Origin of the sequence: Pseudomonas lundensis, from assembly GCF_015377145.2 — a bacterium.
Taxonomy (GTDB): domain Bacteria; phylum Pseudomonadota; class Gammaproteobacteria; order Pseudomonadales; family Pseudomonadaceae; genus Aquipseudomonas; species Aquipseudomonas lundensis.
In genome coordinates this window covers 425,198-451,903 of the sequence record NZ_CP062158.2, presented here as the reverse complement: position 1 = coordinate 451,903, position 26,706 = coordinate 425,198, and the positions used below count along the sequence as shown (strand labels likewise).

22 protein-coding genes and 1 pseudogene are annotated in these 26,706 nt (G+C 60.4%); 13 read left to right on the top strand and 10 right to left on the bottom strand.

Annotated features, from left to right (window positions below):
- Positions 1-182: 182 nt before the first annotated feature.
- From betI to yccS, 10 genes are all read left to right on the top strand, one after another.
- Positions 183-776, top strand: a complete 594-nt coding sequence (gene betI, locus IF654_RS02415) for a transcriptional regulator BetI (protein ID WP_047278174.1) — start codon at positions 183-185, stop codon at positions 774-776.
- 109 nt (positions 777-885) lie between these two features.
- Positions 886-2,358 carry a betaine-aldehyde dehydrogenase gene (gene betB, locus IF654_RS02410; RefSeq protein WP_047278176.1) on the top strand — a complete coding sequence of 491 codons (1,473 nt, stop codon included), beginning with the start codon at positions 886-888 and terminating at the stop codon, positions 2,356-2,358.
- 117 nt (positions 2,359-2,475) lie between these two features.
- Positions 2,476-4,179 (top strand): choline dehydrogenase, encoded by a 1,704-nt coding sequence (betA, locus tag IF654_RS02405; protein WP_047278178.1) that lies wholly within the window; start codon positions 2,476-2,478, stop codon positions 4,177-4,179.
- A 183-nt stretch (positions 4,180-4,362) separates the two neighbouring features.
- Complete coding sequence (locus IF654_RS02400; RefSeq protein ID WP_047278180.1) at positions 4,363-5,058, top strand: RraA family protein; 696 nt, start codon at positions 4,363-4,365, stop codon at positions 5,056-5,058.
- 85 nt (positions 5,059-5,143) lie between these two features.
- Entirely contained in the window at positions 5,144-6,586 is a 1,443-nt protein-coding gene (locus IF654_RS02395) for a TldD/PmbA family protein (RefSeq protein ID WP_094987240.1), read from the top strand.
- Positions 6,586-7,923 carry a TldD/PmbA family protein gene (locus tag IF654_RS02390; RefSeq protein ID WP_094987241.1) on the top strand — a complete coding sequence of 446 codons (1,338 nt, stop codon included), beginning with the start codon at positions 6,586-6,588 and terminating at the stop codon, positions 7,921-7,923. The genes IF654_RS02395 and IF654_RS02390 overlap by 1 nt, the downstream gene beginning before the upstream one ends.
- 81 nt (positions 7,924-8,004) lie before the next feature.
- Positions 8,005-9,435 (top strand): multidrug transporter subunit MdtD, encoded by a 1,431-nt coding sequence (gene mdtD, locus IF654_RS02385; protein ID WP_047278187.1) that lies wholly within the window; start codon positions 8,005-8,007, stop codon positions 9,433-9,435.
- A gap of 147 nt (positions 9,436-9,582) precedes the next feature.
- Positions 9,583-10,920, top strand: coding sequence for an ATP-dependent RNA helicase DbpA (gene dbpA / locus IF654_RS02380; protein ID WP_230683793.1), 1,338 nt, complete (start codon positions 9,583-9,585; stop codon positions 10,918-10,920).
- A 132-nt stretch (positions 10,921-11,052) separates the two neighbouring features.
- Positions 11,053-12,231, top strand: a complete 1,179-nt coding sequence (locus IF654_RS02375; RefSeq protein ID WP_047278189.1) for a BaiN/RdsA family NAD(P)/FAD-dependent oxidoreductase — start codon at positions 11,053-11,055, stop codon at positions 12,229-12,231.
- Between the two features lie 110 nt (positions 12,232-12,341).
- The gene (gene yccS, locus IF654_RS02370; protein WP_047278191.1) at positions 12,342-14,516 is read left to right on the top strand and encodes a YccS family putative transporter; all 2,175 of its coding nucleotides are present in this window, start codon (positions 12,342-12,344) and stop codon (positions 14,514-14,516) included.
- 32 nt (positions 14,517-14,548) lie between these two features.
- On the opposite strand, the gene IF654_RS02365 is transcribed toward yccS, so the two are convergent.
- A complete protein-coding gene (locus tag IF654_RS02365) occupies positions 14,549-15,286 on the bottom strand; it encodes a substrate-binding periplasmic protein (RefSeq protein WP_047278193.1) in 738 nt (245 codons plus the stop codon).
- Positions 15,287-15,503: 217 nt separating this feature from the next.
- Between IF654_RS02365 and IF654_RS02360 the strand changes: the two genes are divergently transcribed.
- Entirely contained in the window at positions 15,504-15,971 is a 468-nt protein-coding gene (locus IF654_RS02360; protein ID WP_047278195.1) for a GNAT family N-acetyltransferase, read from the top strand.
- Here the strand turns inward: IF654_RS02360 and IF654_RS02355 are convergent.
- The 3 genes and pseudogenes from IF654_RS02355 to IF654_RS02345 form a co-directional block, all read right to left on the bottom strand.
- Positions 15,962-16,258 (bottom strand): winged helix-turn-helix domain-containing protein, encoded by a 297-nt coding sequence (locus IF654_RS02355; RefSeq protein ID WP_047278197.1) that lies wholly within the window; start codon positions 16,256-16,258, stop codon positions 15,962-15,964. The two genes, IF654_RS02360 and IF654_RS02355, sit on opposite strands and share 10 nt — an antisense overlap.
- A 63-nt stretch (positions 16,259-16,321) precedes the next feature.
- Entirely contained in the window at positions 16,322-16,822 is a 501-nt protein-coding gene (locus IF654_RS02350) for a M48 metallopeptidase family protein (protein WP_047278199.1), read from the bottom strand.
- Positions 16,823-16,920: 98 nt separating this feature from the next.
- Positions 16,921-18,231 (bottom strand): annotated as a pseudogene (locus IF654_RS02345) (diguanylate cyclase domain-containing protein); the annotation flags it as partial.
- A gap of 326 nt (positions 18,232-18,557) precedes the next feature.
- Between IF654_RS02345 and IF654_RS02340 the strand changes: the two are divergent.
- Entirely contained in the window at positions 18,558-19,229 is a 672-nt protein-coding gene (locus IF654_RS02340; RefSeq protein ID WP_047278201.1) for a polysaccharide lyase family 7 protein, read from the top strand.
- Between the two features lie 41 nt (positions 19,230-19,270).
- Here IF654_RS02340 and IF654_RS02335 read toward each other — a convergent pair whose 3' ends face one another.
- Positions 19,271-20,266, bottom strand: a complete 996-nt coding sequence (locus IF654_RS02335; protein WP_269468885.1) for a cytochrome-c peroxidase — start codon at positions 20,264-20,266, stop codon at positions 19,271-19,273.
- Positions 20,267-20,505: 239 nt separating this feature from the next.
- Here IF654_RS02335 and IF654_RS02330 point away from each other — a divergent pair, with 239 nt between their 5' ends.
- Positions 20,506-20,850, top strand: coding sequence for a hypothetical protein (locus IF654_RS02330; protein ID WP_047278203.1), 345 nt, complete (start codon positions 20,506-20,508; stop codon positions 20,848-20,850).
- A gap of 154 nt (positions 20,851-21,004) precedes the next feature.
- Here IF654_RS02330 and IF654_RS02325 read toward each other — a convergent pair whose 3' ends face one another.
- From IF654_RS02325 to IF654_RS02305, 5 genes are all read right to left on the bottom strand, one after another.
- Positions 21,005-23,443, bottom strand: coding sequence for a TonB-dependent siderophore receptor (locus IF654_RS02325; RefSeq protein ID WP_094987244.1), 2,439 nt, complete (start codon positions 23,441-23,443; stop codon positions 21,005-21,007).
- A 100-nt stretch (positions 23,444-23,543) separates the two neighbouring features.
- Positions 23,544-24,491 carry a FecR domain-containing protein gene (locus IF654_RS02320; protein WP_094987245.1) on the bottom strand — a complete coding sequence of 316 codons (948 nt, stop codon included), beginning with the start codon at positions 24,489-24,491 and terminating at the stop codon, positions 23,544-23,546.
- Positions 24,488-24,991, bottom strand: a complete 504-nt coding sequence (locus tag IF654_RS02315; protein ID WP_194862795.1) for a sigma-70 family RNA polymerase sigma factor — start codon at positions 24,989-24,991, stop codon at positions 24,488-24,490. Before IF654_RS02315 ends, IF654_RS02320 begins: the two co-directional genes overlap by 4 nt.
- Positions 24,992-25,237: 246 nt before the next feature.
- The gene (gene fba, locus IF654_RS02310; RefSeq protein ID WP_047278209.1) at positions 25,238-26,302 is read right to left on the bottom strand and encodes a class II fructose-bisphosphate aldolase; all 1,065 of its coding nucleotides are present in this window, start codon (positions 26,300-26,302) and stop codon (positions 25,238-25,240) included.
- Positions 26,303-26,482: 180 nt separating this feature from the next.
- Positions 26,483-26,701: a hypothetical protein gene (locus tag IF654_RS02305; protein ID WP_047278211.1), complete on the bottom strand. Its 219-nt coding sequence runs from the start codon at positions 26,699-26,701 to the stop codon at positions 26,483-26,485.
- Positions 26,702-26,706: the final 5 nt, after the last annotated feature.

Here is a 26,706-nt window from a genome sequence, read left to right as displayed (position 1 = left end):
GGGTTTGGTGATGTTTGCCGTGCCGAATTGCGCCATTCATGCGTAGGAAACCGGCATCAATCGCGACGAATTGTCGCAGATAGTATTCTTTGTTGATTGAACGTTCAATCAAAACAAAATAGACTGGCCGCCGTTCAGTGAGCTTCCCTGCACTGTCCGCCGGCCCAAGGAGATGAGCAAAAATGCCCAAGGTCGGTATGCAACCCATACGCCGTCAGCAGTTGATTGAAGCCACGTTACAGGCCGTCGATCAGGTTGGTATGGCGGATGCCAGCATTGCGCTGATTGCCCGTTTGGCCGGCGTGTCGAACGGCATCATCAGCCACTACTTTCGAGACAAGAACGGTCTGATTGCCGCCACCATGCGGTACTTGATGAACGTCTTGATCGACAACGTCACCGAGCGCCGCCAAGCGTTGGGTGACGACAGCCCCAGGGCGCACTTGCAGGTCATCGTTGAAGGCAACTTCGACGCCAGCCAGGTCAGTGGCCCGGCAATGAAAACCTGGCTGGCCTTTTGGGCCGCCAGCATGCATCAGCCGTCGTTGCACAGATTGCAGCGGATCAACGATCACCGCCTGTATTCCAATCTGTGCTGCCAGTTCCGTCGTGTATTGCCGTTGGCCGAAGCCCGCTCGGCAGCCCGCGGACTGGCGGCTCTCATCGATGGTCTTTGGTTGCGGGGTGCCCTGTCGGGAGACGCTTTCGACACCGAGCAGGCGCAACGCATCTGCTACGAATACATGGATCTACAACTGGCGAAACAGGTGAGTTAGGCCTCAATGACTGCTTAACCCCTGAACTGTCGTGAATCTGAGTTGCCCCAGTCAGATGGCATCCAGTGACACGATCAACGCCAACCACTTATGCACTTGCGAGGATTTTATGGCCCGTTTCGAACTGCAAAAACTTTACATCGACGGCGGCTACACCGACGCCAGCAGCGATGCAACCTTCGATGCCATCAACCCGGCTAACGGCGAAGTCCTCGCCCAAGTGCAGCGTGCGACCAAAGAAGACGTCGAACGCGCCGTTGTCAGCGCTGAAAAAGGCCAGAAGATCTGGGCCGCCATGACCTCCATGGAGCGTTCGCGCATCCTGCGCCGTGCCGTGGACATCCTGCGCGAGCGCAACGATGAACTGGCCGCACTGGAAACCCTGGACACCGGCAAGTCGTACTCCGAAACCCGTTACGTCGACATCGTGACCGGCGCCGACGTACTGGAATACTACGCGGGCCTGGCCCCGGCCATTGAAGGCGAGCAAATCCCGCTGCGTGACACCTCGTTCGTCTACACCCGTCGCGAGCCGCTGGGCGTTGTGGCCGGTATCGGCGCGTGGAACTACCCGATCCAGATCGCCCTGTGGAAATCGGCTCCGGCATTGGCCGCGGGCAACGCGATGATTTTCAAGCCAAGCGAAGTGACGTCGCTGACCACCCTGAAACTGGCTGAAATCTTCACCGAAGCCGGCCTGCCGAACGGTGTGTTCAACGTTCTGACCGGCAGCGGCCGCGAAGTCGGCACCTGGCTGACCGAGCACCCGCGCATCGAGAAGATCTCGTTCACCGGCGGCACCGACACCGGCAAAAAAGTAACGTCCAGCGCCACCAGCTCTTCCTTGAAGGAAGTGACCATGGAACTGGGCGGCAAGTCGCCGCTGATCATTTTCGACGACGCCGATCTGGACCGCGCTGCCGATACCGCAATGATGGCCAACTTCTACAGCTCGGGTCAGGTCTGCACCAACGGCACTCGCGTGTTCGTACCGACGTCGCTCAAAGCCGCCTTCGAAGCCAAAATCCTGGAGCGCGTTGCGCGCATCCGCATCGGTAACCCGGAAGACGAGAACATCAACTTCGGCCCGCTGGTCAGCTTTGCTCACATGGAAAGCGTGCTGGGCTACATCGCCAAGGGTAAAGAAGAAGGCGCCCGTCTGCTGTGCGGCGGCGAACGTCTGACCGAAGGCGCACTGGGCAAAGGCGCCTACGTGGCCCCGACCGTGTTCACCGATTGCACCGACGAGATGACCATCGTTAAAGAAGAAATCTTCGGCCCGGTGATGAGCATCCTGACGTACGACACCGAAGAGGAAGTCATCCGTCGCGCCAACGACACCGAGTTCGGTCTGGCCGCCGGTCTGGTGACCAAGGACCTGAACCGCGCGCACCGCGTGATTCATCAGCTGCAAGCCGGTATTTGCTGGATCAACGCCTGGGGCGAGTCCGACGCAAAAATGCCAGTAGGCGGCTACAAGCAGTCGGGCATTGGCCGCGAAAACGGCATCAGCTCGCTGGCGCAGTACACACAGATCAAATCGGTACAGGTCGAGCTGGGCGATTACGTTTCGGTGTTCTAAGCCTGGCACAAGGCTGCGAGCACGCCTGTACGGCCTCTGCAAAAACGGGTTGGCGCACAACCCTTCGCAGCCTTGGGCAGCGACTTCGGTTTATCTATTTCAAAGAGGGTGCATTTTATGTCCCAAGAATTCGACTACATCATTATTGGTGCCGGCTCTGCCGGTAACACCCTGGCGACCCGTCTGACTGAAGACCAGGGCGTCACCGTGCTGCTGCTTGAAGCGGGCGGCCCGGACTACCGTTTCGACTTCCGTACCCAGATGCCTGCGGCACTGGCGTACCCGCTGCAAGGCCGTCGCTATAACTGGGCGTTCGAAACCGATCCAGAGCCGCACATGGACGGTCGCCGCATGGAATGTGGCCGTGGCAAGGGCCTGGGCGGCTCATCGCTGATCAACGGCATGTGCTACATCCGTGGCAACGCGATGGACTACGACGGCTGGGCGAAAAACCCGGGCCTGGAAGACTGGAGCTACCTGGATTGCCTGCCGTATTTCCGCAAGGCAGAAACCCGTGACATCGGCCCGAACGACTACCACGGTGGCGACGGCCCGGTGAGCGTGACCACGCCAAAAGCCGGTAATAACGTGCTGTTCCACGCCATGGTTGAAGCCGGTGTGCAAGCGGGCTACCCGCGCACCGAAGACTTGAACGGCTACCAGCAGGAAGGTTTCGGCCCGATGGACCGTACTGTGACGCCGAACGGCCGTCGCGCCAGCACCGCACGCGGCTACCTGGACACGGCCAAACAGCGTTCGACGCTGAAAATCGTCACCCATGCCCTGACCGACAAAATCCTGTTCGAAGGCAAGCGCGCAGTGGGCGTGGCGTACATGGTGGGCGACAGCGATACGCGCATTGAAGCCAAGGCACGCAAAGAAGTCCTGCTGTGCAGCGGCGCCATAGGTTCCCCAACCGTGTTGCAACGTTCCGGTGTGGGCCCCGCCGAGCTGTTGAACAGCCTCGACATTCCCGTGGTGCATGACCTGCCGGGCGTTGGCCGCAACCTGCAAGACCACCTTGAGCTGTACCTGCAATACGCGTGCACGCAGCCGGTTTCGCTGTACCCGTCACTGTTGTGGTGGAACCAGCCGGCGATCGGTGCCGAGTGGCTGTTCATGGGCAAAGGCATTGGCGCGAGCAACCAGTTCGAAGCCGGTGGTTTTATCCGCACCCGTGAACATTTCGAATGGCCGAACATTCAGTACCACTTCCTGCCGGTCGCGATTAACTACAACGGCAGCAATGGCGTGAAAGAACACGGTTTCCAGGCACACATGGGTTCCATGCGTTCGCCAAGCCGTGGCCGGATCAACGTGAAGTCCAAGGACCCGCGTGAGTACCCGAGCATCCTGTTTAACTACATGTCCACCGAGCAGGACTGGCAGGAGTTCCGCGACGGCATCCGCCTGACCCGTGAAATCATGCAGCAGCCGGCTCTGGACGCGTACCGTGGCCGCGAAATCAGCCCCGGTATCGACAAGCAGACGGACGAAGAGCTGGACACGTTCATCCGCGAACACGCCGAGACCGCGTTCCACCCGTCGTGCTCGTGCAAGATGGGCACCGACGAGATGGCGGTTGTAGACGGCGAAGGCCGCGTGCATGGCATGCAAGGTCTGCGTGTGGTCGATGCCTCGATCATGCCGCTGATCACCACCGGCAACCTGAACGCGCCAACGATCATGATCGCCGAGAAAATCGCCGACAAGATCCGTGGCCGCGCACCGTTGCCACGCAGCACCGCCGATTACTACGTGGCAGGCGACGCACCAGTGCGTGGCAAGCCGCTGCGTGATGTGAGCCGTACGGCGCAGTAAGCAAGCCTGAACCTGCAACCGCTGGCGCAACCTGTGCCAGCGTTTGCAGGTTTTTTCCCGCATGTGTTTCATCCTCCCCCGCTTGCCCCGGCCTCAACGCAGGCCTACTCTAATGCCTCGTTTCGCGCCACACCCCCCCGCCCCACCCGACATGCCAGCACCTGCCTGGCCACGAGGTTTTCTATGTTTGATGTTGTTTCTTCGAGCAAATGGCCAACCGGCTTCCTGATTAATCCAAACGCAGAACCTCTCGATCCGAAGTGGCTGACCGAGTTCAGCAAAATCCCTGCCGCCGCCGTGAGCGACTGCCTGGGCCGCAATGTCGGCGGCCTGGGCCTCAAGTCTTTCCACGGCAACCGCCCGATGCTGGGCAGCGCGTTGACGGTGCGCGTGCGCCCCGGCGACAACCTGATGATCCTCAAGGCCATGCAAATGGCGCGTCCCGGCGATGTGCTGGTGATCGACGGCAGCGCTGACCTGACCCGCGCCGTGTTCGGCGGCATCATGCGCGCCATGGCACTCAAGGCTGGCATCGTCGGGGTGGTCATCAACGGCGCCCTGCGTGACCTGGACGAGTGGCAAACCGGCGAGTTGCCCGCCTACGCCATCGGCGGCGTACACCGTGGCCCGAGCACCGACGGCGGCGGCGAAATCAACGTGCCGATCTCTTGTGCCGGGATGCTGGTGATGCCTGGCGACCTGATGATTGGCGATGGCGACGGTGTGGTTGCCGCGTCGCGCAGCGAACTGCCTGAACTGCTGATCCGCTGCCATGACCTGCTGGCGCGTGAGCAAGCCACGCTCAAAGCCATCGAAGAAGGCACCCTGGACCCGGACCGTTTCGACGCCATCCTGCGCGCCAAGGGCTGCCCGGTTTAAAACGCTACGCTGCGTTGTCCTGACCCTCGCCGGCGCGAGAGGGTCAGGGTGAAGGCCGGTTCGCTCTCAGTCAGGAGTTCTGTGCATGTTCGATTTCTACCCTCAGCTCAAGCGATGCTTTGCCGCGTTGCACACCCGGGCCGAGTTCCATTCGTTGCGGTATGTGCGCGAATCCGGGCAATTTCTGTCGGTGCGCAAGAATGTCGCAGAACCTCCTTACTTCAGTCAGGACCAGGGCGTGATGCTCACGGCGCGGGTCAACGGGGTCGAGGCCTATGCGGCCACTCATGACTTGACGCCCGCCGGTTTGCAGGCAGCGCTCGAACGCGCCGAGCAACTGGCGCGCCTGATCGCCAGCCACGCCTTGCTCGATTTGACGCAGGAGCCGGTTTCCAGCGAGTGCGCCGATTACTGCTCGCCCGACCTCCATCAGCCCTTCCCTTCCCTGAGCGATTGCTACGCGCTGCTGGGCGCCGAGTCCGCTGCGGTGCCGAAGGACGAACGACTGGTGAGTTGGGACGTCAGCCTGGGGCTTACCCACGTCGAGCAGATCTACCTCAACAGCGCGGGGGCCGAGGTGCGCCAGGCGCAGCGGTTTGTCTATCCGGGGATGTCAGTCACGGCGTTCGACGGCCACGACAGCCAGACCCGCAGCCTGGGCCGCGAGAACTTTGGCCAGCAGGGTGGCGCCGATGTCATCCACCGCAGCGGGCTGGTGGGCGCTGCGCCCAACGTGGCGGAACAAGCGCTGCAACTGCTGTTGGCACCCAATGCGCCTCAAGGCAAACGTGACCTGCTGCTGATGCCGGACCAAATGATCCTGCAAATCCACGAATCCATCGGCCACCCGCTGGAACTGGACCGCATCCTGGGTGACGAGCGCAATTACGCGGGCACCAGCTTTGTCAAAACCAGCGACTTCGGGCAGCTGCAATACGGCTCGCCGTTGTTGAACGTGACCTTCGACCCCACCCTGCCGGAGCAACTCGCCAGCTACAGCCACGATGACGACGGCACCCCGGCTCACAAGGCATTCCTGATCCGCGAAGGGCTGTTGCTGCGCCCGCTGGGCGGTGCGCTGTCGCAGTTCCGCTCCGGACTGGAGGGTGTGGCCAACAGCCGCGCTTGCAGTTGGAACCGACCGCCGATTGACCGCATGGCCAACCTCAACGTGGAGCCCGGTGACCAAAGCCTGCCCCAACTGATTGGCGGCATTGAGCGCGGCATTCTCATGGCCACCAACCGCTCGTGGTCGATTGACGATGCCCGCAACAAATTCCAGTTCGGCTGCGAATGGGGCCAGTTGATCGAAAACGGCGAACTCAAGGGCGTGGTGAAAAACCCCAACTACCGGGGCATTTCCGAACAGTTCTGGCGCAGCCTCAGCGCGGTGGGCGACCTCAGCACCTTCAAAGTGCTGGGCACACCCAACTGTGGCAAAGGCGAACCCAATCAGGTCATCCGCGTCGGGCATGCTTCGCCAGCGTGTGTATTCAGTGATATCGATGTCTTTGGAGGGGATGCCTGATGGATCAATCAATGCGTGAAGCCAGGCATTTCGAAGGGCTGGTCGACGGGTTACGGGCAGCGTTGCGCGGCCCAGAGCGGTTCACCCTGAACTACAACGCCGAAACTTCGACGTTCATCCGTTTCAACAAGGGCAAGGTGCGACAGGCCGGAAACGTGCAACAGGCCAGCCTGAGCCTCAAGTTGATTAACGAAGGCCGGCATGCCGATATCCGCGTGACCCTCAGCGGTGAGGCCGAGGTTGACCAATCGCGTCTGGCCCTGGCGTTGCAGCAACTGCGCGAGACCTTGCCGCTGCTGCCGGTGGACCCGTATTTGCTGCTCAGCGCCGAGTCCTGGCAGAGCCGCAATGTACAAGACTCGCCTTTGCCGGACACCGCACAGGTGCTGGACGAAATCCGCAGTGCGTCGCACGGCGTCGACCTGGTGGGCTTTTACGCCAGCGGGCCGATCAGCTATGGCTATGCCAGCTCCGAAGATGCGTTTGGCTGGCATCAGGCCAACAGCTTCAATTTCGACTGGAGCCTGTTCCACAGCAACGGTCAGGCGGTGAAAGCCAGTTACGCGGGCGCCCAATGGGACAGCCAACGCTTCGCCCGGCGCATGCAACTGGCGCGCGAACAACTGGCGTTTCTTGGCCGCCCGGCCCACGTGTTGGCCCCCGGCCAATACCGTGCCTACCTGGCCCCGGCGGCGCTGGAAGAAGTCATGAGCATGCTGAGCTGGGGCGGGTTTTCGGCCCAGGCGTTCGCCAGCAAGGCCAGCCCGCTGCAAAAGCTCTACGCCGGTGACGCCCGCCTCAGCCCGCTGGTGTCGCTGGACGAACAGGTGAGCCAGTCCCTGAGCCCGGCGTTTTCCGGGGAAGGGTATCCGCGCCAGGACTTGTCACTGGTCAGGCACGGCATGGCCGATCAACAACTGGTGGGCTCACGCAGCGCGGCCGAGTATGGCTTGCAGGTCAACGGCGCGCTGCCGGGCGAGTCCCCGAGTGCGCTGGCAATGGCGCCGGGCACGCTGGAACAGGCCGATATCCTCACGCAACTGGGCACCGGGCTGTACATCAGCAACCTGTGGTACTTGAACTACTCGGACCAGCCTGCCGCGCGCATGACCGGCATGACCCGTTTCGCGACATTCTGGGTCGAAGACGGCCAGATCATCGCCCCAGTGAACACCATGCGTTTTGATGACAGCGTCTATAGTCTGCTGGGTTCGCAACTGGAAGCGCTGACGGTGGAGCGCGAATGGCTGGTGTCGGCCAGCACGTACGACCAACGCCAGACGGCATCGAACCTGTTGCCCGGCGCACTGGTCAAAACACTCACGTTGACGTTGTAACCTTGCGCGCCATCGCTGCCGCTGGCCCCATGCCGCCTGCGGCAGCGGCGAAACCGCTGACTTTTCACACGACGAGGTCTTATGCCCGCTCGCCCGGTTCTCAGTCCTGAAACATTGCGCTGGTTGCCGTGGGTGGTCGCCATCGCGTTCTTCATGCAGTCACTCGATGGCACGATCCTCAACACGGCGTTGCCCGACATGGCCCGCGACCTCGACGAGAACCCCTTGCGCATGCAGGGCGTGATCGTCGCTTACATGCTCACGGTGGCCTTGCTGATCCCGGCTTCCGGCTGGATTGCCGACCGCTTCGGCACCAAGAAAATCTTCTTCAGTGCCATCCTCCTGTTCAGCCTCGGCTCTTTGCTGTGCGCGTTGTCCGGCACCCTCAATCAACTGATCGGCGCCCGCGTGATTCAAGGGCTGGGCGGCGCTCTGATGCTGCCGGTGGGGCGGCTGGTGGTGCTTAAGGCGTATCCGCGCTCGGAGCTGGTGCGGATCATGGGTTTCATCACCATTCCCGGCCTGCTCGGCCCGTTGATCGGCCCGACCATGGGCGGCTGGATGGTGCAGTACCTGAGCTGGCACTGGATCTTCCTGATTAACCTGCCGGTCGGCGCGTTCGGCTGTTGGGCGGTCTGGCACTTCATTCCGGATTTGCGCGGCGACGAACGCACCCGCTTCGATGGCCTGGGCTTTTTGCTGTTTGGCGCGGCGATGGTGTTCATCACCATTGCCATGGAAGGGTTGGGCGAACTGCACATGCCGCACTTGCGGGTGATGTTGCTGCTGTTCGCGGGCATGGCGTGTCTGGCGGCGTATTGGCTGCGCGCCGGTAACATCGCCAACCCGCTGTTTTCGCCCAGGCTGTTCAAGACCAAGACCTTTGCCGTAGGCATCCTCGGCAACCTGTTTGCGCGTCTGGGCAGTGGCGCGCTGCCGTTTCTGGTGCCGTTGCTGCTGCAAGTGGCGTTGGGGTATTCGCCTTCTCAGGCCGGGATGAGCATGCTGCCGCTGGCAGGCGCCGCGATGCTGGCCAAATGGGTCGCACGGCCGCTGATCGAGCGCCTCGGCTATCGCAAAGTACTGACCTTCAACACCTTCGCGCTGGGCATCATGCTGGCCAGCATGGGGTTGGTGACGGCACATACGCCCTACCCGCTGTTGCTGTCGATGCTGGCCGTGCTCGGCGCCATCAACTCGTTGCAGTTCACGGCCATGAACACCGTGACCCTGATCGACCTCGACGACGCCAGCGCCAGCAGTGGCAACAGCTTGCTGTCGGTGGTGGCGCAGTTGTCGCTCAGCCTAGGCGTGGCCTGTGCCGGTGCGCTGCTCGGCGGTTTCACGGGCGATGGCGGCGGGGATGGGGTCGACACGGTGCTGGGGGCGTTCCAGCTGACCTTCCTGACGGTGGGCATCATGGCCATGCTGGCGGCGGCGATCTTCCTGCAACTGTCGCCTCAGGATGGCCGTAAGCCCAAAGCCCACTCGGAGCACGAACTGGAACACTGATCGTTGCCGCAGGTTCTGGGCGACAACTCGTCCAGAATCTTCAGGCGAAGGGCCTTGGGCTGTTACACTGCGCGACATTTTGTTTTGCAGGCCAGTCCCGTGACCACCATCGCCACCGCTTTTAATACTTTGCCCTTGTCCGCCGCCATGTTGGCTAACCTCGACTCCCTCGGTTATGCCCAGATGACGCCGATTCAGGCGCAGAGCTTGCCGGTGATCCTCAAAGGCATGGACCTGATCGCTCAGGCCAAGACCGGCAGCGGCAAGACCGCCGCCTTTGGTATCGGCATGCTGAACCCGATCAACCCGCGCTTCTTCGGCTGTCAGGCGTTGGTGATTTGCCCGACCCGCGAACTGGCTGACCAGGTCGCCAAAGAAATCCGCCGTCTGGCCCGCGCCGAAGACAACATCAAAGTGCTGACCCTGTGTGGTGGCGTGTCCTTCGGGCCGCAGATCGGTTCGCTGGAGCACGGCGCGCACATCATCGTCGGCACCCCGGGCCGCATCCAGCAGCACTTGCGCAAAGGTTCGCTGGTCCTCGACGGCCTGAACACGCTGGTGCTGGACGAAGCTGACCGCATGCTCGACATGGGCTTCTACGACGCCATCGAAGACATCATCGTGCAAACCCCGGAGCGTCGTCAGACCTTGCTGTTCTCGGCCACGTACCCGGTCGGCATCAAGCAGTTGTCGTCCAAGTTCATGCGCAACCCGCAGCAGGTCAAGGCCGAGGCGTTGCACACTGACAGCCAGATCGAGCAGCGTTTCTACGAGATCTCCCCTGAAGAACGCATGAGCGCCGTGACCAAGGTGCTGGGCCATTTCCGCCCGCAATCGTGCGTGGCCTTCTGCTTCACCAAGCAGCAGGTTCAGGAAACCGTCGATCACCTGACCTCCAAAGGCATTTCGGCGGTCGGCCTGCACGGCGATCTGGAACAGCGCGACCGGGATCAGGTACTGGCCATGTTCGCCAACCGCTCGACGTCGGTGCTGGTGGCCACGGACGTAGCCGCCCGTGGTCTGGACATCGATGCCCTGGACATGGTCATCAACGTCGAACTGGCGCGCGATTCCGAAATCCACATTCACCGTGTAGGCCGTACCGGCCGTGCCGGTGAAAAAGGCATCGCCATCAGCCTGGTCGCACCGTCCGAAGCGCACCGCGCCCAGGCCATCGAACAATTGCAGAAAGCCCCGCTGAACTGGGACACCCTCGACACCCTCACCTCGCAGGGTGGCGCGCCGCTGCTGCCGGCCATGAGCACGTTGTGCATCGGTGCCGGTCGTAAAGACAAAGTGCGTCCGGGCGACATTCTTGGCGCGCTGACAGGCGACGCCGGAATCCCGGGCGCTCAGGTCGGCAAAATTGCGATTTTCGACTTCCAGGCGTACGTGGCCGTGGATCGCACCATCGCCAAGCAGGCCGCTCAGCGCCTGAGCGACGGCAAGATCAAAGGCCGTTCGCTGCGCGTTCGGGTGTTGTAAAACGCTTTAAAAAACTCCCTCGCCCCAACCCTCTCCCGGAGGGCGAGGGGGCAGAATTCAAGATCGTCTCATCTCAGGCCTCCCCCACCGGGAGAGGCCGGGGTGAGGGTAGCTTTTAGTGAGGACTGCGCTGTGCGCTCTACCGACGTTGTAATCATTGGCGCTGGCGCCGCAGGCTTGATGTGCGCGCTGACCGCTGCCGGACGTGGGCGCAAGGTGATGTTGATCGACCACGCCAACAAGGCGGGCAAAAAAATCCTCATGTCCGGCGGTGGACGTTGCAACTTCACCAATATGTACACCGAACCCAACAATTTTCTGTCGCAGAACCCGCACTTCTGCAAGTCGGCATTGGCCCGTTACACCCAGTGGGATTTCATCGCGATGGTGGCCAAGCATGGCGTGCCGTACCACGAGAAAAAACTCGGCCAACTGTTTTGCGACAACAAGTCCAGCGACATCCTTGAGATGCTCCTGGACGAATGCCAGCACGCGGGGGTCAGCCTGCACCTGGACACGTCCGTCGAGCAGATCGAGAAAACCGAAGCCGGCTACACCGTGAATACCACGCTCGATGCGTTGCAGTGCCAATCGCTGGTGATCGCCACCGGCGGCTTGTCGATCCCGACCCTCGGTGCGACCGGTTTCGGCTATCAAGTGGCCAAGCAGTTCGGGCATACCCTGCTGCCGACCCGCGCCGGGCTGGTGCCGTTCACCATCACCGACCAGTTGAAAGCGATCTGCACCGAACTGTCCGGCACCTCGGTGGATTGCCTGGTGAGCTGCAACGACCAGAGCTTTCGCGAAAACATCCTGTTCACTCACCGTGGCTTGAGCGGCCCGGCGATTTTGCAGATTTCATCGTTCTGGAACCCTGGCGATACGGTTGAAATCAACCTGCTGCCCGACCTCGACGCCCTCGACTGGCTGCACAGCCAGCAGGCCGAACGCCCGAACAGCGAGCTGAAAACCCTGCTGGGCGAGATTTTCACCAAGAAGATGGCCAACCTGCTGGCCGAACACTGGTTTGTGTCCAAGCCAATGAAGCAATACACGCCCGGTGAGCTGGCGGACGTGGCGGACAAACTGGCGAGCTGGAAGGTCGTACCGGCGGGCACCGAAGGCTACCGCACCGCCGAGGTGACGCTGGGGGGTGTGGACACGCGCGAAGTGTCGTCCAAAACCATGGAATCGCTGAAAAGCCCTGGCCTGTATTTCGTGGGCGAGGTGCTGGATGTCAGCGGCCACTTGGGCGGCTTCAATTTTCAGTGGGCCTGGGCTTCGGGCTACGCGGCAGCGCAATACGTCTGACCGCGTTGACAGCCCCTGAATTTTTTTGGGGGCGATGTGAACAGTGTCATTGCACTGTCGTCATAACTGGCTCAATTTAGCGAAACGACTCGCAAGGCAACGCCACTTCAATGTCATCGAAAACCGTTCGACAGTCTCTGCGCCGCCTGTGGGCACAGGACAAGTTCAGTTACAGCGTGCGGGTGTTTATCGCCCTGACCGGCAGCATGGCCTTTTGCTGGTATCAGAATGAAATGAAGCTGCTGATCCCGCTGTTTTTGGGGATCATCGCCAGCGCCCTGTCCGAAACCGATGACAGCTGGCAAGGCCGTCTGAATGCCTTGCTGGTGACGCTGGTGTGTTTCACCGCCGCTGCGACCACGGTTGAACTGTTATTCCCCTACCCGCTGTTGATGGTGTGCGCGCTGGCGCTGGCCAGCTTTGGCCTGACCATGCTCGGGGCCTTGGGTGAGCGCTATGGCGCCATTGCCTCTGCCACGCTGATTCTGGCGGTGTACACGATGATCGGTGTGGATCAGCGTGGCGGCGAAGTGACCGACTTCTGGCACGAACCGCTGCTGCTGGTGGCGGGCGCCGCCTGGTATGGCGTGCTGTCGGTACTGTGGCAGGCGCTGTTTTCCAATCAGCCGGTGCAGCAAAGCCTGGCGCGGCTGTTTTGGGAATTGGGGCTGTACCTCAAGCTCAAATCGTCGTTGTTCGAACCGATCCGCACGCTGGACGTGGAAGCCGGTCGCCTTGAGCTGGCCCGTCAGAACGGCAAAGTGGTGGCAGCGCTGAACACCGCCAAGGAAATCATCCTGCACCGGGTCGGCAACTCGCGGCCGGGCTCCACCCTCAGTCGCTACTTGAAGCTGTACTTCCTGGCCCAGGACATTCACGAGCGCGCCAGCTCCTCGCACTACCCTTACAACGCGCTGGCCGATGCCTTCTTCCACAGTGACGTCATGTTCCGCTGCCAGCGCCTGCTGCGCCAGCAAGGGGTCGCCTGCCAGCGGTTGTCCGAATCGATCAAGCTGCGCCAAGCCTTTGTCTATGACGACAGTTTTGCCGAAGCGCTGGGCGACTTGCATGCCTCGCTCGAACACTTGCGCATCCAGAGCAATCCGGCCTGGCGCGGGCTGTTGCGCTCCCTGCGGGCGCTGGCCGCGAACCTCGGCACCCTCGACCGGTTGCTGAGTGACGCCAGCAACCCCGACACCTTGGCGGACGCCACCGACAGCAGCTTGCTGGACCGCTCGCCGCGCAACCTGAAGGATGTGTGGTCGCGTCTGCGCCAGAACCTGACGCCCACGTCGCTGATCTTTCGTCACGCCCTGCGCCTGCCGTTGGCACTGTGCATCGGCTTTGCCATGGTGCACTGGATTCACCCGACCCAAGGCTACTGGATCATCCTGACCACATTGTTTGTGTGCTCGCCCAGCTACGGGGCTACGCGGCGCAAGTTCAGCCAGCGCATCATCGGCACGGCCATCGGCCTGGCGGTGGGCTGGGCGCTGTTCGATCTGTTCCCCAACCCGCTGATCCAGTCGATGTTTGCGGTGGCGGCCGGGGTGGTGTTCTTTATTAACCGCACCTCGCGCTACACCTTGAGCACCGCGGCCATCACCTTGATGGTGCTGTTTTGCTTCAATCAGGTGGGCGACGGCTACGGGTTGTTCCTGCCGCGCCTGTTCGACACCTTGGTGGGCAGCGTGATTGCGGCTGCCGCCGTGTTCCTGTTCCTGCCCGACTGGCAAGGGCGGCGCCTGAATAAAGTGCTGGCCAACACCTTGAGCTGCAACAGCCAGTACCTGCGCCAGATCTTGCAGCAATACGCGCAGGGCAAAAGCGACGACCTGGCCTATCGGCTGGCCCGACGCAATGCCCACAACGCGGATGCCGCGCTGTCGACCACGCTGGCCAACATGCTGATGGAACCGGGGCACTTCCGTAAGGATGCGGACATGGGCTTCCGCTTTCTGGTGTTGTCGCACACCTTGCTCAGTTATCTGTCAGGGCTGGGTGCGCACCGCGACACGCAGTTACCGCCCGAGGTGCGCGAACAGTTGATCGAAGGGGCCGGGCGCACGATTGCCGACAGCATTGACCTGATCGCCCAAGGGCTGGTCAACCGTCAACCGGTGGCGGTGCAAAGCGATGACGAGGAAGCGCTGGCCAGCGCGCTGGAGCAGATGCCGGATGACATCGACGAAAGCCAGCGACTGGTGCAAACCCAACTGGCGCTGATCTGCCGCCAGCTCGGGCCTTTGCGCACACTGGCTGCGCACTTGATCAAAACCCCGTAAAGCCGTTTAGCGCCTCGGGCGATTAATACGGCCTACATGCCATGGGCTTTGAGCAGGCGCTCAAAACTGCCGTCGGCTTTCATGGCGGTGATTTCACGGTCGAAATCCGAGACGATTTTGGCGTGATCGGGGTTTTGCAGGCTGACCAGAATATGCAGCTGGTTTTCGCTCAAGGCCTTGGGCATGAACTCCACCGCGTTGCGCACCCGCGCCGATTCGCGCGACAGCCGGTAGCGCGCCACATACTCGTCTTCCAGCGTCAGGCTCACCCGGCCTGCCACCAGCATGCGCACAGCCATCGCAAAGTTATGCACAGGGACTTTGTTGAGCTGGGTGCTGTTGTCGAACTCGGGGGTATAGGCGTAACCGGGCACATAGGCGATGGCATAACCGGTCAACTGCCCCAGCGTGTCGTATTCAACGGGGGAGTCTTTGCGGCGGATAAAACGCAGGCGGTTTTGCAGATACGGCGCTGAAAACTGCCCGATTTTCTGACGATCTTCATGGAACCAGGCGTTAACCAGCACGTCGTAACGACCGTTTTGTATCCCTTGCAACGCCCTGGCCCACGGCACTTGCTCAAAAGCGCTGGGGTAACCGGCCCGCGCAAGGGCCGTGCTGACCAGATCGGTGGCCAGCCCGCCATTGACCAGCGTGCCATCGGTAAACGGCGGCCAGTGATCGCCCACCAGGCGCAGCGTGTCGGCGCTGGCGTGATGAGCCCATAAGGTCAATCCAGACACAATCAAAGCTCTGCGCAAGCGAGACATGCAAGATCCTTAAGGGGCTGCCCACTATTATTTAGCTGCCATTTATTGGGTCTCATCCTGATCAGCGTCAAGGGATGAAGGCCCGGGCCACTTAAAGATAACCCCCAATCGCGGTAGGTTGATATCAAAAAGCCTTATCTGCTGACACTTTTACGCTTGGCCTGCTTTGCCATTCGCGCCTAGTATCTGGCGATTGCCACTCTTTCAGGACAACACCGTGACCACTGACTGGATCTGTAAACACCACTCTGACCTGGGTAAAGAACAGCTGTACGCCATTTTGAAGCTGCGCTGCGAAGTGTTCATCGTTGAACAGGAATGCGCCTATCTGGACATCGACGGGCAGGATCTAGAAGGTGACACGCTGCACCTGATGGGCTGGCAAAACGATCAACTGGTGGCGTATGCCCGCTTGCTCGACCCTGAGTCCCATGCCGGGGATGTGGTGATTGGCCGGGTAATTGTTGCACCGCAGGCACGTGGGCAGAGCCTGGGCCATGATTTGATGGACCAGGCGCTGCATAACATCAAAGAAAACTGGCCGCAGGAGCCTGTCTTCCTGTCCGCCCAGGCGCACCTGCAATCGCTGTACGCCAAGCACGGTTTTAACGCCGTGGGCGAGCCCTACTTCGAAGACAACATCCCGCATATCGGCATGCGCCTGAACGCCGACGCTCAGGGGTAATTCAATACCTGCTTGATCTGCTCCACCTGTCGGGCGACCCAACTTTTATCAATCGGGCCCCAACTGCGGATCACATAGCGCCCGGCGTGATTGCGGGCGCCGTCCTCTTGTTCGAATTCGCACAGGATGTCCAGGTCAGCGAGCGCTGCAAGGGTGTCCTGCGCCGTGCGGCGGGGCATGCCGGTCACTTCGGTGAGCGCCGGCACATTGCTGGCCCGTTGGGTATCAATCAACCAGGCCACATACAGGCGCCGGTAAAAGCTGCTTTTGGTTTTACTGACGTCCATTGATCACTCCTGTCACACGTTGGATTGCCGATTGCGCGAACCGGTGTGCGGCCGCCGGTCAAGTCAGGGTTTGCCCTGCATGTCACGCCACGTCAGGTACACCCGCAAGTCGAATTCCAGCTGGTGGTAGTCGGGCAGCATGTACTGGCACAGTTTGTAGAACGCTTTGTTGTGGTCCGATTCTTTCAAGTGGGCCAACTCGTGGACGACGATCATCTTCAGGAACGCGGGCGCGGTGTCCTTGAACAAAGAGGCCACGCGCAGCTCTTTCTTGGCCTTGAGCTTGCCGCCCTGTACCCGTGAAATGGTGGTGTGCAAGCCCAGTGCGCGGTGGGTCAGGTCGAGGCGGTTATCGAACAGCACCTTGTCGAAGGACGGCGCATTGCGCAGGTGTTCCTGCTTGAGTTCGAGCGCGTACGCGTACAGGGCCTTGTCGCTTTGCACGGCATGTTTGCCGGGGTAGCGTTCGTTCAGGTACGCGCCTAACTGATCGCGCTCGATCAATTGCCGCACTTGATCCTGCAAGGTCTGAGGGTATGCCTGGAGGTATTTGAGAACAGTCATGGGGCCCGCGCGACGCGTAAAGGTGCGCCAGTGTAGCGGCGCACCGGCCCTTACTTCCAGTGGGCAGGGCTGAGCAGCGCCTGGGTGCTGATCAGCGCGTCATAAAAACGGTACTGCTGACGCCCTGCCCGCTTGGCTTCATACATGGCCGCGTCGGCTGCGCGCATCAGGGTTTCAAGGCCGGTCTCGCCGCCGGGGTAAACCGCAATGCCAATGCTGACGCCGAGGCTGACATCCAGCCCCTGGATGAGCTGATGCACTGCAATCCGCTCGATCAGTTGCTCGGCAATCTGCGCGGCTTCCTGCGGCTCATCGACGTTCAACAACAGGGTGAATTCATCCCCGCCAATGCGGCCCAGAATATCGCCGGGGCGGGCGCACTGCTCCAGCTGTTCGGAGACCCAGCTCAGGGCGTGGTCTCCGACCTCATGCCCCAGCGAGTCATTGATGCGTTTGAACCCATCCAGGTCCAGGTACAACAACACGCGCAGTTGCGCATCGACGTCATCGCGCATCAGCAATGCGTCGACAGCCCGTTGAAAACCGCGCCGGTTCAACAACCCCGTGAGCGAATCGGTGATGGCTTGCAGTTCAAGCTGCTGATGCAGATGGCACACTTCGGACATGTCCAGCACCGTCACCACCATGGCGTGTTGCTGCCCGGAAAGCGGCGCACAGGACAAGGTCACGGGGAGCAACTGGTCGTGGGCCGAACGCAGGATGGCGTCATGCACCCGGTAGGTTTCGCCCCGCTGGTAGCCGTGGTAGATGGCAGATTCATACCAGTCCGGTACGTGGGGCTTTTGCAGAAAATCCAGCAGCGGCACGCCTTCGAGCCCCGCCACCGAGACCTTGAGCAGGCGCGAAATGGCCGGGTTGGCAAAGCGGATACGGCCGTCTTCGTTGACCACCAGAATCCCCTCGGCGGCGTTTTCCAGTACCGAAGCATTGAACGCCTGGGCAATTTCCAGATCGCGGCTCAGGCGACGCAACGCCCTGGCATTGCTTTGATGCTCCAGCAGCGCCTGCACTTTGGGTTTGAGAATTTGGGAATCAAAAGGCTTGAGCAGGTAGTCAACGGCACCGCATGCGTAGCCCTCCAGGACGGCATCCCGCGATTGCGCGTTGGCGGTCAGGAAAATAATGGGGGTAAAACGCGTACGCTGGCTGCCACGCATCAAACGCGCGACTTCAAACCCGTCCATGACGGGCATCTGAACGTCCAGCAGCACCAGATCGACCTCGTGGCGCAGCAACATGTCCAGGGCTTCAACACCTGACGCGGCGGTCAGAATGTGCCAGTCGGGGCGCTGCAACAACGCCTGCATGCTGATCAGATTTTCAGGGTAATCATCCACTACCAAAAGAACTGAACCAGCCTCAGCCGGTTTCTCGGGCACGCATTCCATGCTGCTTCTCTATATGACTGTCCTGAACTCAGGTGAAAACCGGACTAAAACTGAAGTTCAACTCTAAACCCGGGCACTGCAAAGCAGAAGCGACCTTGCGCTACGCAATTAGACATAAGTGGATCCAACCGACTAACGGTATGCCCGTTTATCCCCACGTGTAATGCGGGCTTTACGGTTATAACGTTTTTTTTTGACGTCAAATAAAAGTGCCATCATTTAACTGGCCATACCGTTCGTCCTATAAAGACCTCCCGTCAAAGCCTTGGTCCAGACACCACCCCGGTGTGTGTGGCCTGTAAGCGCAGCAGCACAAGGCCCGAAACATGATCGATCTGGCAACCTGGAACCTGAGCGTTCCGGTCGGCTCCACTCCGACGACCATCGACACTCCCCGCCTGCTTAAGGGTTTCAAAAATGTGTATTTCCATGCCGATTCCGGCACGCTTTTTTTCTGGGCGCCGGTGACCGGAAGCACCACCGTCAACGCCATTTACCCGCGCAGCGAATTACGTGAAACCCGCGCCGATGGCTCTTTGCGCAATTGGCTGTACCCCAGCGCCAACCATTTTTTGAACGCCACGCTGGCCGTCAATCAAGTGCCCTCCTCCGGCAAGGTCGTGATCGGGCAGATCCATGCGTTTCAAAGTCAGCAGCCCCTGCTCAAGCTGGAATACCAATACAAGACCAGCAAACTCAGCGGCAACCTGGTGGCCAAGGTGCGCATCCGGCCCAACGACACCACCATCAAGACCGTAACGGTGGCCGAGAATGTGCCTCTGCAAAAGAGCTTCACCTATGTCATCAACCTGACACCCGACGGCACCTTGAACGTCAAGGGCGCCAATAAAGTCTGGAACACGCCCATCAGCGCTACATGGCGCGACAAACCGTTGTACTTCAAGGCCGGGGCGTACGTGCAGGACAACACAGGCAATAGCAAAGAAGGCGGGCAAGTCACGTTCAGCAAGCTGGACATCGACCACAACGCGCCCTGAGTTAAGCGCAGAGCCGCCGTGGCGGCTCTGTCTTCAATGCATCACTGGCCGAATGGCACGGGGTGCGGGGTGTGTGCAGAGGACGGCGGCAACTGCGGCAACATAAAGCTCGGCTGATCGCCCGTCAGGGTTTTAAGGAAGGCCACTATCTGCCCCACCTCCTCCTGGCTCAGTTTGCGACCCAATTGCAGACGGGCCATCACATCTACCGCTTCATCCAGATTCCAGTACGCACCGTCATGGAAGTACGGATAAGTCAGCTCGACGTTGCGCAAGGTGGGCACCTTGAACAGCATGCGGTCGGTGTCTTTTCCCGTCAGCCCGGCGACACCTTCGGACGGGTTCTTGGTGACATAGGGCTCGATCATCCCCATTTTCTGCATCGATGCTCCGCCCACGGCCTCGCCGTTATGGCAAGCAATGCAGCCCGTGTTTTTAAACAGTTCATACCCTTTAACCGCGGCCGGGCTGATGGCGTCTTTTTCACCTTTTAACCACCGGTCAAACGGCGCATTGGGTGTGACCAGCGTCTCCTCGAATGCCGCCAGTGCATCGGTGATGTGGTCGATACTGACCGTGTCATCGCCATACACCGCTTTGAATGAATCGCGATATTGCGGGATCGAGCGCACCACGTCAGAGGCCAGGTTGTGGGTAAACCCCATTTCACCGGGGTTGGCAATCGGCCCGCCCGCCTGTTCCTTGAGGGTTTTGGCGCGCCCGTCCCAAAACTGCACGACGTTCAGGCTGGAGTTAAGCACCGTGGGCGAATTGATCGGCCCTTGATGCCAGTTGTGACCAATGGACGTCGGTAAATTATCGCTACCGCCCATGCTCAAGTTGTGGCACGAGTTACAGGAAATAAATCCGGACTTGGACAACCTCGGGTCAAACCACAACTGCTTGCCCAGTTCCACCTTCGCCGGGTCAGTTATTTTTGCCGGTTGTATCGGCTGTATCGGTTCATTGATCGGCACGGCGGCCCACGCCTGCACCCCCAGCATCAAACTGCACAGTGCAACCCACGGTTTAATCACGGTGTTCTCCTTCACGTTATGGTTTTTTAACCACTATGGGTTACGTAACGTGATGGCCAGATGATGCGAGTCAACGGATCCATCCCCGGTCAAAAGTGGGATGTTTCCGTATGTAAGTGAAGGGCACTTCTGAGATGACGATCCCCCCGCAGGCACTGCTTGCGGCCCTGAAAGTCACAGGGCTATCTTCTTGAGTCGCCAAGCGGCCTGGCCCAATTGATGCTCCCAGTGGAATCGACATGAAGAAAAAGCGCGACGATCACCAGCACGATGAAAAAACTCGACGCCTGCTTGATGACCTCAACGCTGCACCCGCTCCGCTGGACGAACTCAACCCGACTCAACCCGCCGAGGTCAGCCCGGCCTCGCCTTTCGCCGTGCGCGGTGACGTGCGGGCGTTGGAAGCCTTGAAGCATATGTCGATCATGCTCAAAAGCACCGAGGAGGTTTCGGACGAGATCACCGAACGCGCCAGCGGCATAGAGCGAGGGCTGATCTGGTCGATGCTGCATTCCGTCGAGATGACCCGCTCGCTGGTGGACGCACTGCTCAGGGGCAATGGCGTGGACCCTGATTCGTTGTAGGCAGGCAGATCCAGACCCTTTTTAGCCCCAACTCAAAACCAGTTGCGCTGGCAGTGCTGTCAACCTTGAGCAACGATCACTCTCTGCTCACTGACCGTCACTCATTGGTTTTTTTTCCACAGTCAGGGGCAAGGTGAGCCCCTGACCGTCAGGCTCAGAAGTCCCAGCGCGTGGTCACCATAAAGTTGCGTGGCTCGCCATAAATCGCCGAGTTATAGAACCCGATGTTGGTGAAGTAGTACTTGTCGAACACGTTATTGACGTTAAGGGTGGTCGACAGGTTTTCCGTGAATTGATAACGGGTCATCAGGTCGACCAGCCAATAGGGCTTCTGCGAGAAATCCTCGTAGCGGTTTTTCGGGCCGTTGTACATTTCTTGCCAGGCCGTGCTCTGCCAACGGGCACCACCGCCCACGGAGACTTTGCTCAGGTCGCCCTTGAGTTTGTAAATGGTGTAGAAGCTGAGCTGGTCTTCGGGCTCAAAGGTCGAGATTTTCTTGCCTGTGTCATCGCGTACTACCTTGTGCGTGTAGCCACCTTGCAAGCTCCAGCCGGGGCTCAACTCCCCGGATATTTCCAGCTCATAGCCCTTGGTCCTCGCGGCAGTGCCCTTGAAGGCATAGTTGGGTGGCGTGGGCGACAGGTTGTTCCAGGCGTCGTCGGGGATGGGGCGATTGCTTTCCTTGATCTCAAAGTACGCCAGGCTGGCATTCAGGCGGCCCTCGAACATTTCGCTCTTGAGGCCGATTTCATAGTTTTCACCCTGGTCCGGGTCGAGCATCTTGCTGTGGCGATCCAGGTTGTAGAACTCCTGCGGCATGAACACGTCGGTGTAGCTGGCATACGCCGTGAGGGAGTCGGTCAGGTCATACGTGATGCCCGCATAGGGGATCACGCGGCCAGATTCATGGTAGGTCGTGGTGGTGCCGGTCAGGGTGTAGTCCACCACTCGCGCACCGAGAAACACATTCAGGTCGTCGGTGATAGAGAGCCGGGTGGTCCCGTACATGCCCGTCTGACGCACCGTGTCATCGCTGATTTGTGATGCCCTGCCCCAATCAGGTTTGGCCAGGTGCCCGTTCCAGTTGAAGTAATCGACCAGGTTGGGCGTGGAGAACTTAACGTCCCAGAAACCTTTGCCTTGCCAGTTTGCCTTGCTGATCGAGCCGCCCAGCACCAGTTGGTGTTCACGCCCCATCATGCTGTAAGGGCCACTGATATAGAGGTCAGCCGCATCGCTGGTGGTTTCACCCTTGTAGCGTTGCGCATTGATGGTCGCCGTGCCATCGGCTGCCGGCTGGTTGAACTGGATGGCGCCCAACTGGGCGTCGTAGCCATTGAGCTTGTGATCGAGTTGCAGCTTGCCGACCCAGCCACCGCCGAGGTCTTGTTCCAGCGTGGCAAAGACGGTGCGGGTGTATTGCTGCCAACTGCTCCAGTCGGTGGCATTGCTGAATGAACGCTTGGCGTCGTTGATCTCGCCAGCGTAGTTGTACAGCGGAAAACTCCCCGACCAGGTTGACCCCTGAGGCCGGTTGTCCTGATAGTCGGCGCCCACGGTCAGCAACGTGTCAGGCGTGAGGTCGGCTTCGAGGATGCCGTAGAACACCGAACTCTGGTTGGAGTAGCGGTCGATATAGGACTGGCGGTCCTGATAGGCCGCCACTGCGCGGCCACGTACGTTGCCGCTGTCGGTCAACGGGCCGCTGACGTCCGCTTCCGTGCGGTAGTTGTCCCAGGAGCCGGCGCCCGTGGTGATATGGCCATGAAAATCATGGGTGGGCTTCTTGCGCACCAGGTTGATGGTGCCGCCCAGCGAACCGGCGCCGCTCAACAATCCGGAAGCCCCCTTGAGCACCTCGATACGGTCATAGATCGCCATGTCGCTCAGGGTGTTGCCCGCCGAATAGGCAACGTTGCGCACCGCCGACGGAATGCCGTCGTACTGGAAGTTGTTGATCGAGAAACCGCGCGAGTAGTAATTGGTCCGGTCCGTGTCGTACGCCGAGACGGTGATGCCGGGGGTGTGACGCATCACATCGTCAACGTTGTCGAGCGCGAAATCATCCATATGCTGGCGGGTGATGACGCTGATCGATTGCGGTGTCTCGCGGGTCTTGAGCACCATGCGCGTGGCCGTGGCGATGTAGCCCGGCGTGTAAGAGCCAGTGCCTTCGGTCACTGAACCCAACTGGTTGGTCACCACTTCAGTGGCACCCAGCTCCAGGCCGGACTGAAGGCTGCGCGCGACCAGCACATAGCCCCCGTTCGTCTGACGCTCGGCGTGCAGCCCGCTGCTGGCCAGCAAGCGGTCCAACGCCTCTTCAATGCTGTATGACCCTTCAAGCCCGGCCGTGGTGAGCTGACGAGCCTGCTCGGTATCAAACGAAATCGTCACCCCCGCTTGCACGCCAAATTGGGTCAAGGCGCTGCCCAGCGGGCCAGCCGGTATCTGGTAGGTCGTTTGGCTGTGCGCATAACTCAGCGCGGGCATCATCGCCAGCGCAGACAGGCTGGCCAGGGACGCGCCCAGCACCGACAGGCGCACAGCGCGGGTGATTTTATGGGTGGCAGTGAGGGGGAGCGGGTGCATTGGGTGATCCTTGCGTTGTCATGGCAGTAACTCGCTGCGATCGCGGCTTATGTCATTGACGGATGAGAATCAAAATCAGCAAGGTTCAACAGGAAACCTTTTAAGCGGGCTCGATGCTGGCCCAATAGCGGGTCATGAAACGCACCTTTACTGGCAGGGTTTTACTCAGGTTCTCCAGTACGGTTTCGGTGTCATCGATACGAAAAGCGCCCGATATGCGTAGGTCCTGAACCGCTGTCGCACACTGCAACACGCCGGGCCGATAGCGGTTCAGTTCCTCGACAAAGTCCCCCAGCCGCCAGTCGTCCACACGCAGCATGCCGTGGACCCAAGCCGTCGACCCTGCTGCTAAAGGGCTAATGTCCTCGATCGCCTCGCGGTCAAACGTCACTTGCTGCCCAGCCTCCACCCGCACAGGATGACCGGATGACCGACGGGCCGTCACTTCAACCGCGGCCTGCAACACGCCGACACGGGTGCGCCCGCGCAGTTGGCGCACGCTGAATTGCGTGCCCAATGCCCGCACGCGCCCTTCTCCGGTATCCACAATAAAAGGCCGCTGGGCCGTGTCTTTGGCGGTCTGAACCAGAATTTCCCCGCCGTGCAGCTGGATCAGGCGCTGGGCGGAATCGAAGCGGATGTCCAGCGATGTGTGGGCATTCATCTGCACCTGCGAGCCATCGTCCAGGCGCAGCGAACGCCGCTCGCGGCTGCCCGTACGTTGCCCGGCGAGCATCGAACGGTAGGGCAGCTCTTCAACCGCCAGCCAGGAACAGGCACCTGCGGCCAGCAGCAGACTGAGTATTTTCAAGACCTCCCGGCGCTGCGCCTTGGCTGCACTGAGGCTGGACAAGGCCGTTTGACGGGGCACGCGGGCCCATTGTTGCTGAAGTTTCTCGACACGTGCCCACGCCGCCGCATGCTGGGGGCTGGCGTGCAGCCAGGTTTGCCAGGCGCGGGACGTGGCGTCGCAGCAGGTGTCGTCATTCAATTGCACGTACCACGTTGCGGCGGCCTCAAGGACCTTGAGGTCGGGAGCACCGCTCATTCGTGCTCCATCAGTAACAGGCAGCGGGTCATGGCCCGAATCAAATGATTTTTCACCGTGGTGACGGACACGCCGTAGCGTTCGGCCGTCGCCACGTAGCTGAGCCCTTCAAGTTGTACCGCGAGGAAAATATCCCGTGTCCGGCTGCCCAGTTCATCGAGCAGCGTATCGATTGAGACCAGCATTTCGATGATCGACAGCCGCGTTTCCGGCGAAACATCGACCGGTTCAGGGCGCAGCGATAAAGCCTGCAAATAGGCCTGCTCGATGGTGCGGCGACGGGATTTATCGATTAACAGCGACCGCGCGATGGCGCTCAGATAACCGCGTGGCTCGCGGATTGGCGTGTCGATCCGGGCCGTCATGACCCGCACAAACGTATCCTGCGCCAGATCGGCGGCATCGGCCGCATTGCCCAACCGAACCCGCAACCAGCCCTTCAGCCAACTGTTGTGGTCGCTGTACAACTGATGAAGTGCTGAGCGATCAAGCGCTGACATGAACATGCCACCCATGCGTAAATGGTAATCGCTCGCATTGTCGTGATGGCAAGCTGATTATGCAAGGGTCATTTGATGGCAGGGTGACTTGAGGCGGTGGCCAGAACGCCGCTGATGAAACGCTACGGGTGGGGTAAAACCCGAACAACAGGCAAAAAAAATCCGACGCCCCTGAGAGACGCCGGATGTTTTTGCTGACTGAGCACGGACCAACCGGCCTTCACTCAACAGCAGGACGCGCAGGTCTTAGTTGACCTTGGCGTTCAGCTCACCTTTGAGGTAACGCTGGTACATGGCTTCCAGAGAGATCGGCTTGATCTTCGAAGCGTTACCGGCGGTGCCGAAGGCTTCGTAACGGGCGATGCAGACATCACGCATGGCCGTTACCGTGGCGCCGAAGAATTTGCGCGGGTCAAACTCGCTCGGGTTGGTGGCCATCAGGCGACGCATGGCGCCCGTCGATGCCAGACGCAGGTCGGTGTCGATGTTGACCTTGCGCACGCCGTGCTTGATGCCTTCAACGATTTCTTCAACCGGCACGCCGTAGGTTTCTTTGATGTCGCCGCCGTACTCGTTGATGATTTTCAGCCACTCTTGCGGCACCGAGGACGAACCGTGCATCACCAGGTGAGTGTTCGGAATGCGCTTGTGGATTTCTTTGATGCGATCAATCGCCAGCACGTCGCCAGTCGGCGGCTTGGTGAATTTGTACGCGCCGTGGGATGTACCGATGGCAATGGCCAGGGCGTCCACTTGGGTGCGTTTTACAAAGTCAGCGGCTTCTTCAGGATCGGTCAGCATTTGGCTGTGATCCAGCACGCCTTCCGCGCCGATGCCGTCTTCTTCGCCGGCCATACCGGTTTCCAGCGAACCCAGGCAGCCCAGCTCGCCTTCTACCGACACACCACAGGCGTGAGCCAGGGCCACGGTTTGCTGAGTCACGCGCACGTTGTAGTCGTAGTCAGTCGGGGTCTTGCCGTCTTCACCCAGCGAGCCGTCCATCATCACCGAGCTGAAGCCCAGCTGGATGGAACGCTGACACACGTCAGGGCTGGTGCCGTGGTCCTGGTGCATGCACACCGGGATATGCGGGAATTCTTCGATCGCGGCCAGGATCAGGTGACGCAGGAACGGAGCACCTGCGTATTTGCGCGCACCGGCCGAAGCCTGAACGATCACCGGGGAGTCAGTCTTGTCAGCGGCTTCCATGATGGCGCGCATCTGCTCAAGGTTGTTGACGTTAAAAGCTGGAACGCCGTAGCCGAATTCGGCGGCGTGGTCCAGCATCTGGCGCATGCTGATAAGTGCCATTGTGCGTGTCTCTCCCGGACGAGGGTCGTTAATCGTGCAAGCCTGCCGGAGCGGCGGCTGCTATTCAAGTTTTTGCAGATCGGGGGTAACCGCTCTGCGCGTCATTAGCCTCATCTGTAGTCGCTGCCGCAGTCGGCTCAAAGCCCATCACTGAATCAGCCACGCCTACAGCTCAAAGCGTTACGGGCACCCGCGCTCTTTAGAAGGCGTGGGTGACTCGTATTTCTCCAGTGCCTCAGGCCCTGATCGTTTATTAACCAATGGCACGCTCTGCGCCTGCCAGTCAGCCTGGTAGCAGCCGCTCTCTTCAGGCGTGGCCGCTTCAGGCGCGGGCTTGGGCGAGCCGGAACACCCGGCCACGAAGCCTGCAATCATCAACAGCGGTAACAACTTGAGCATGTCCA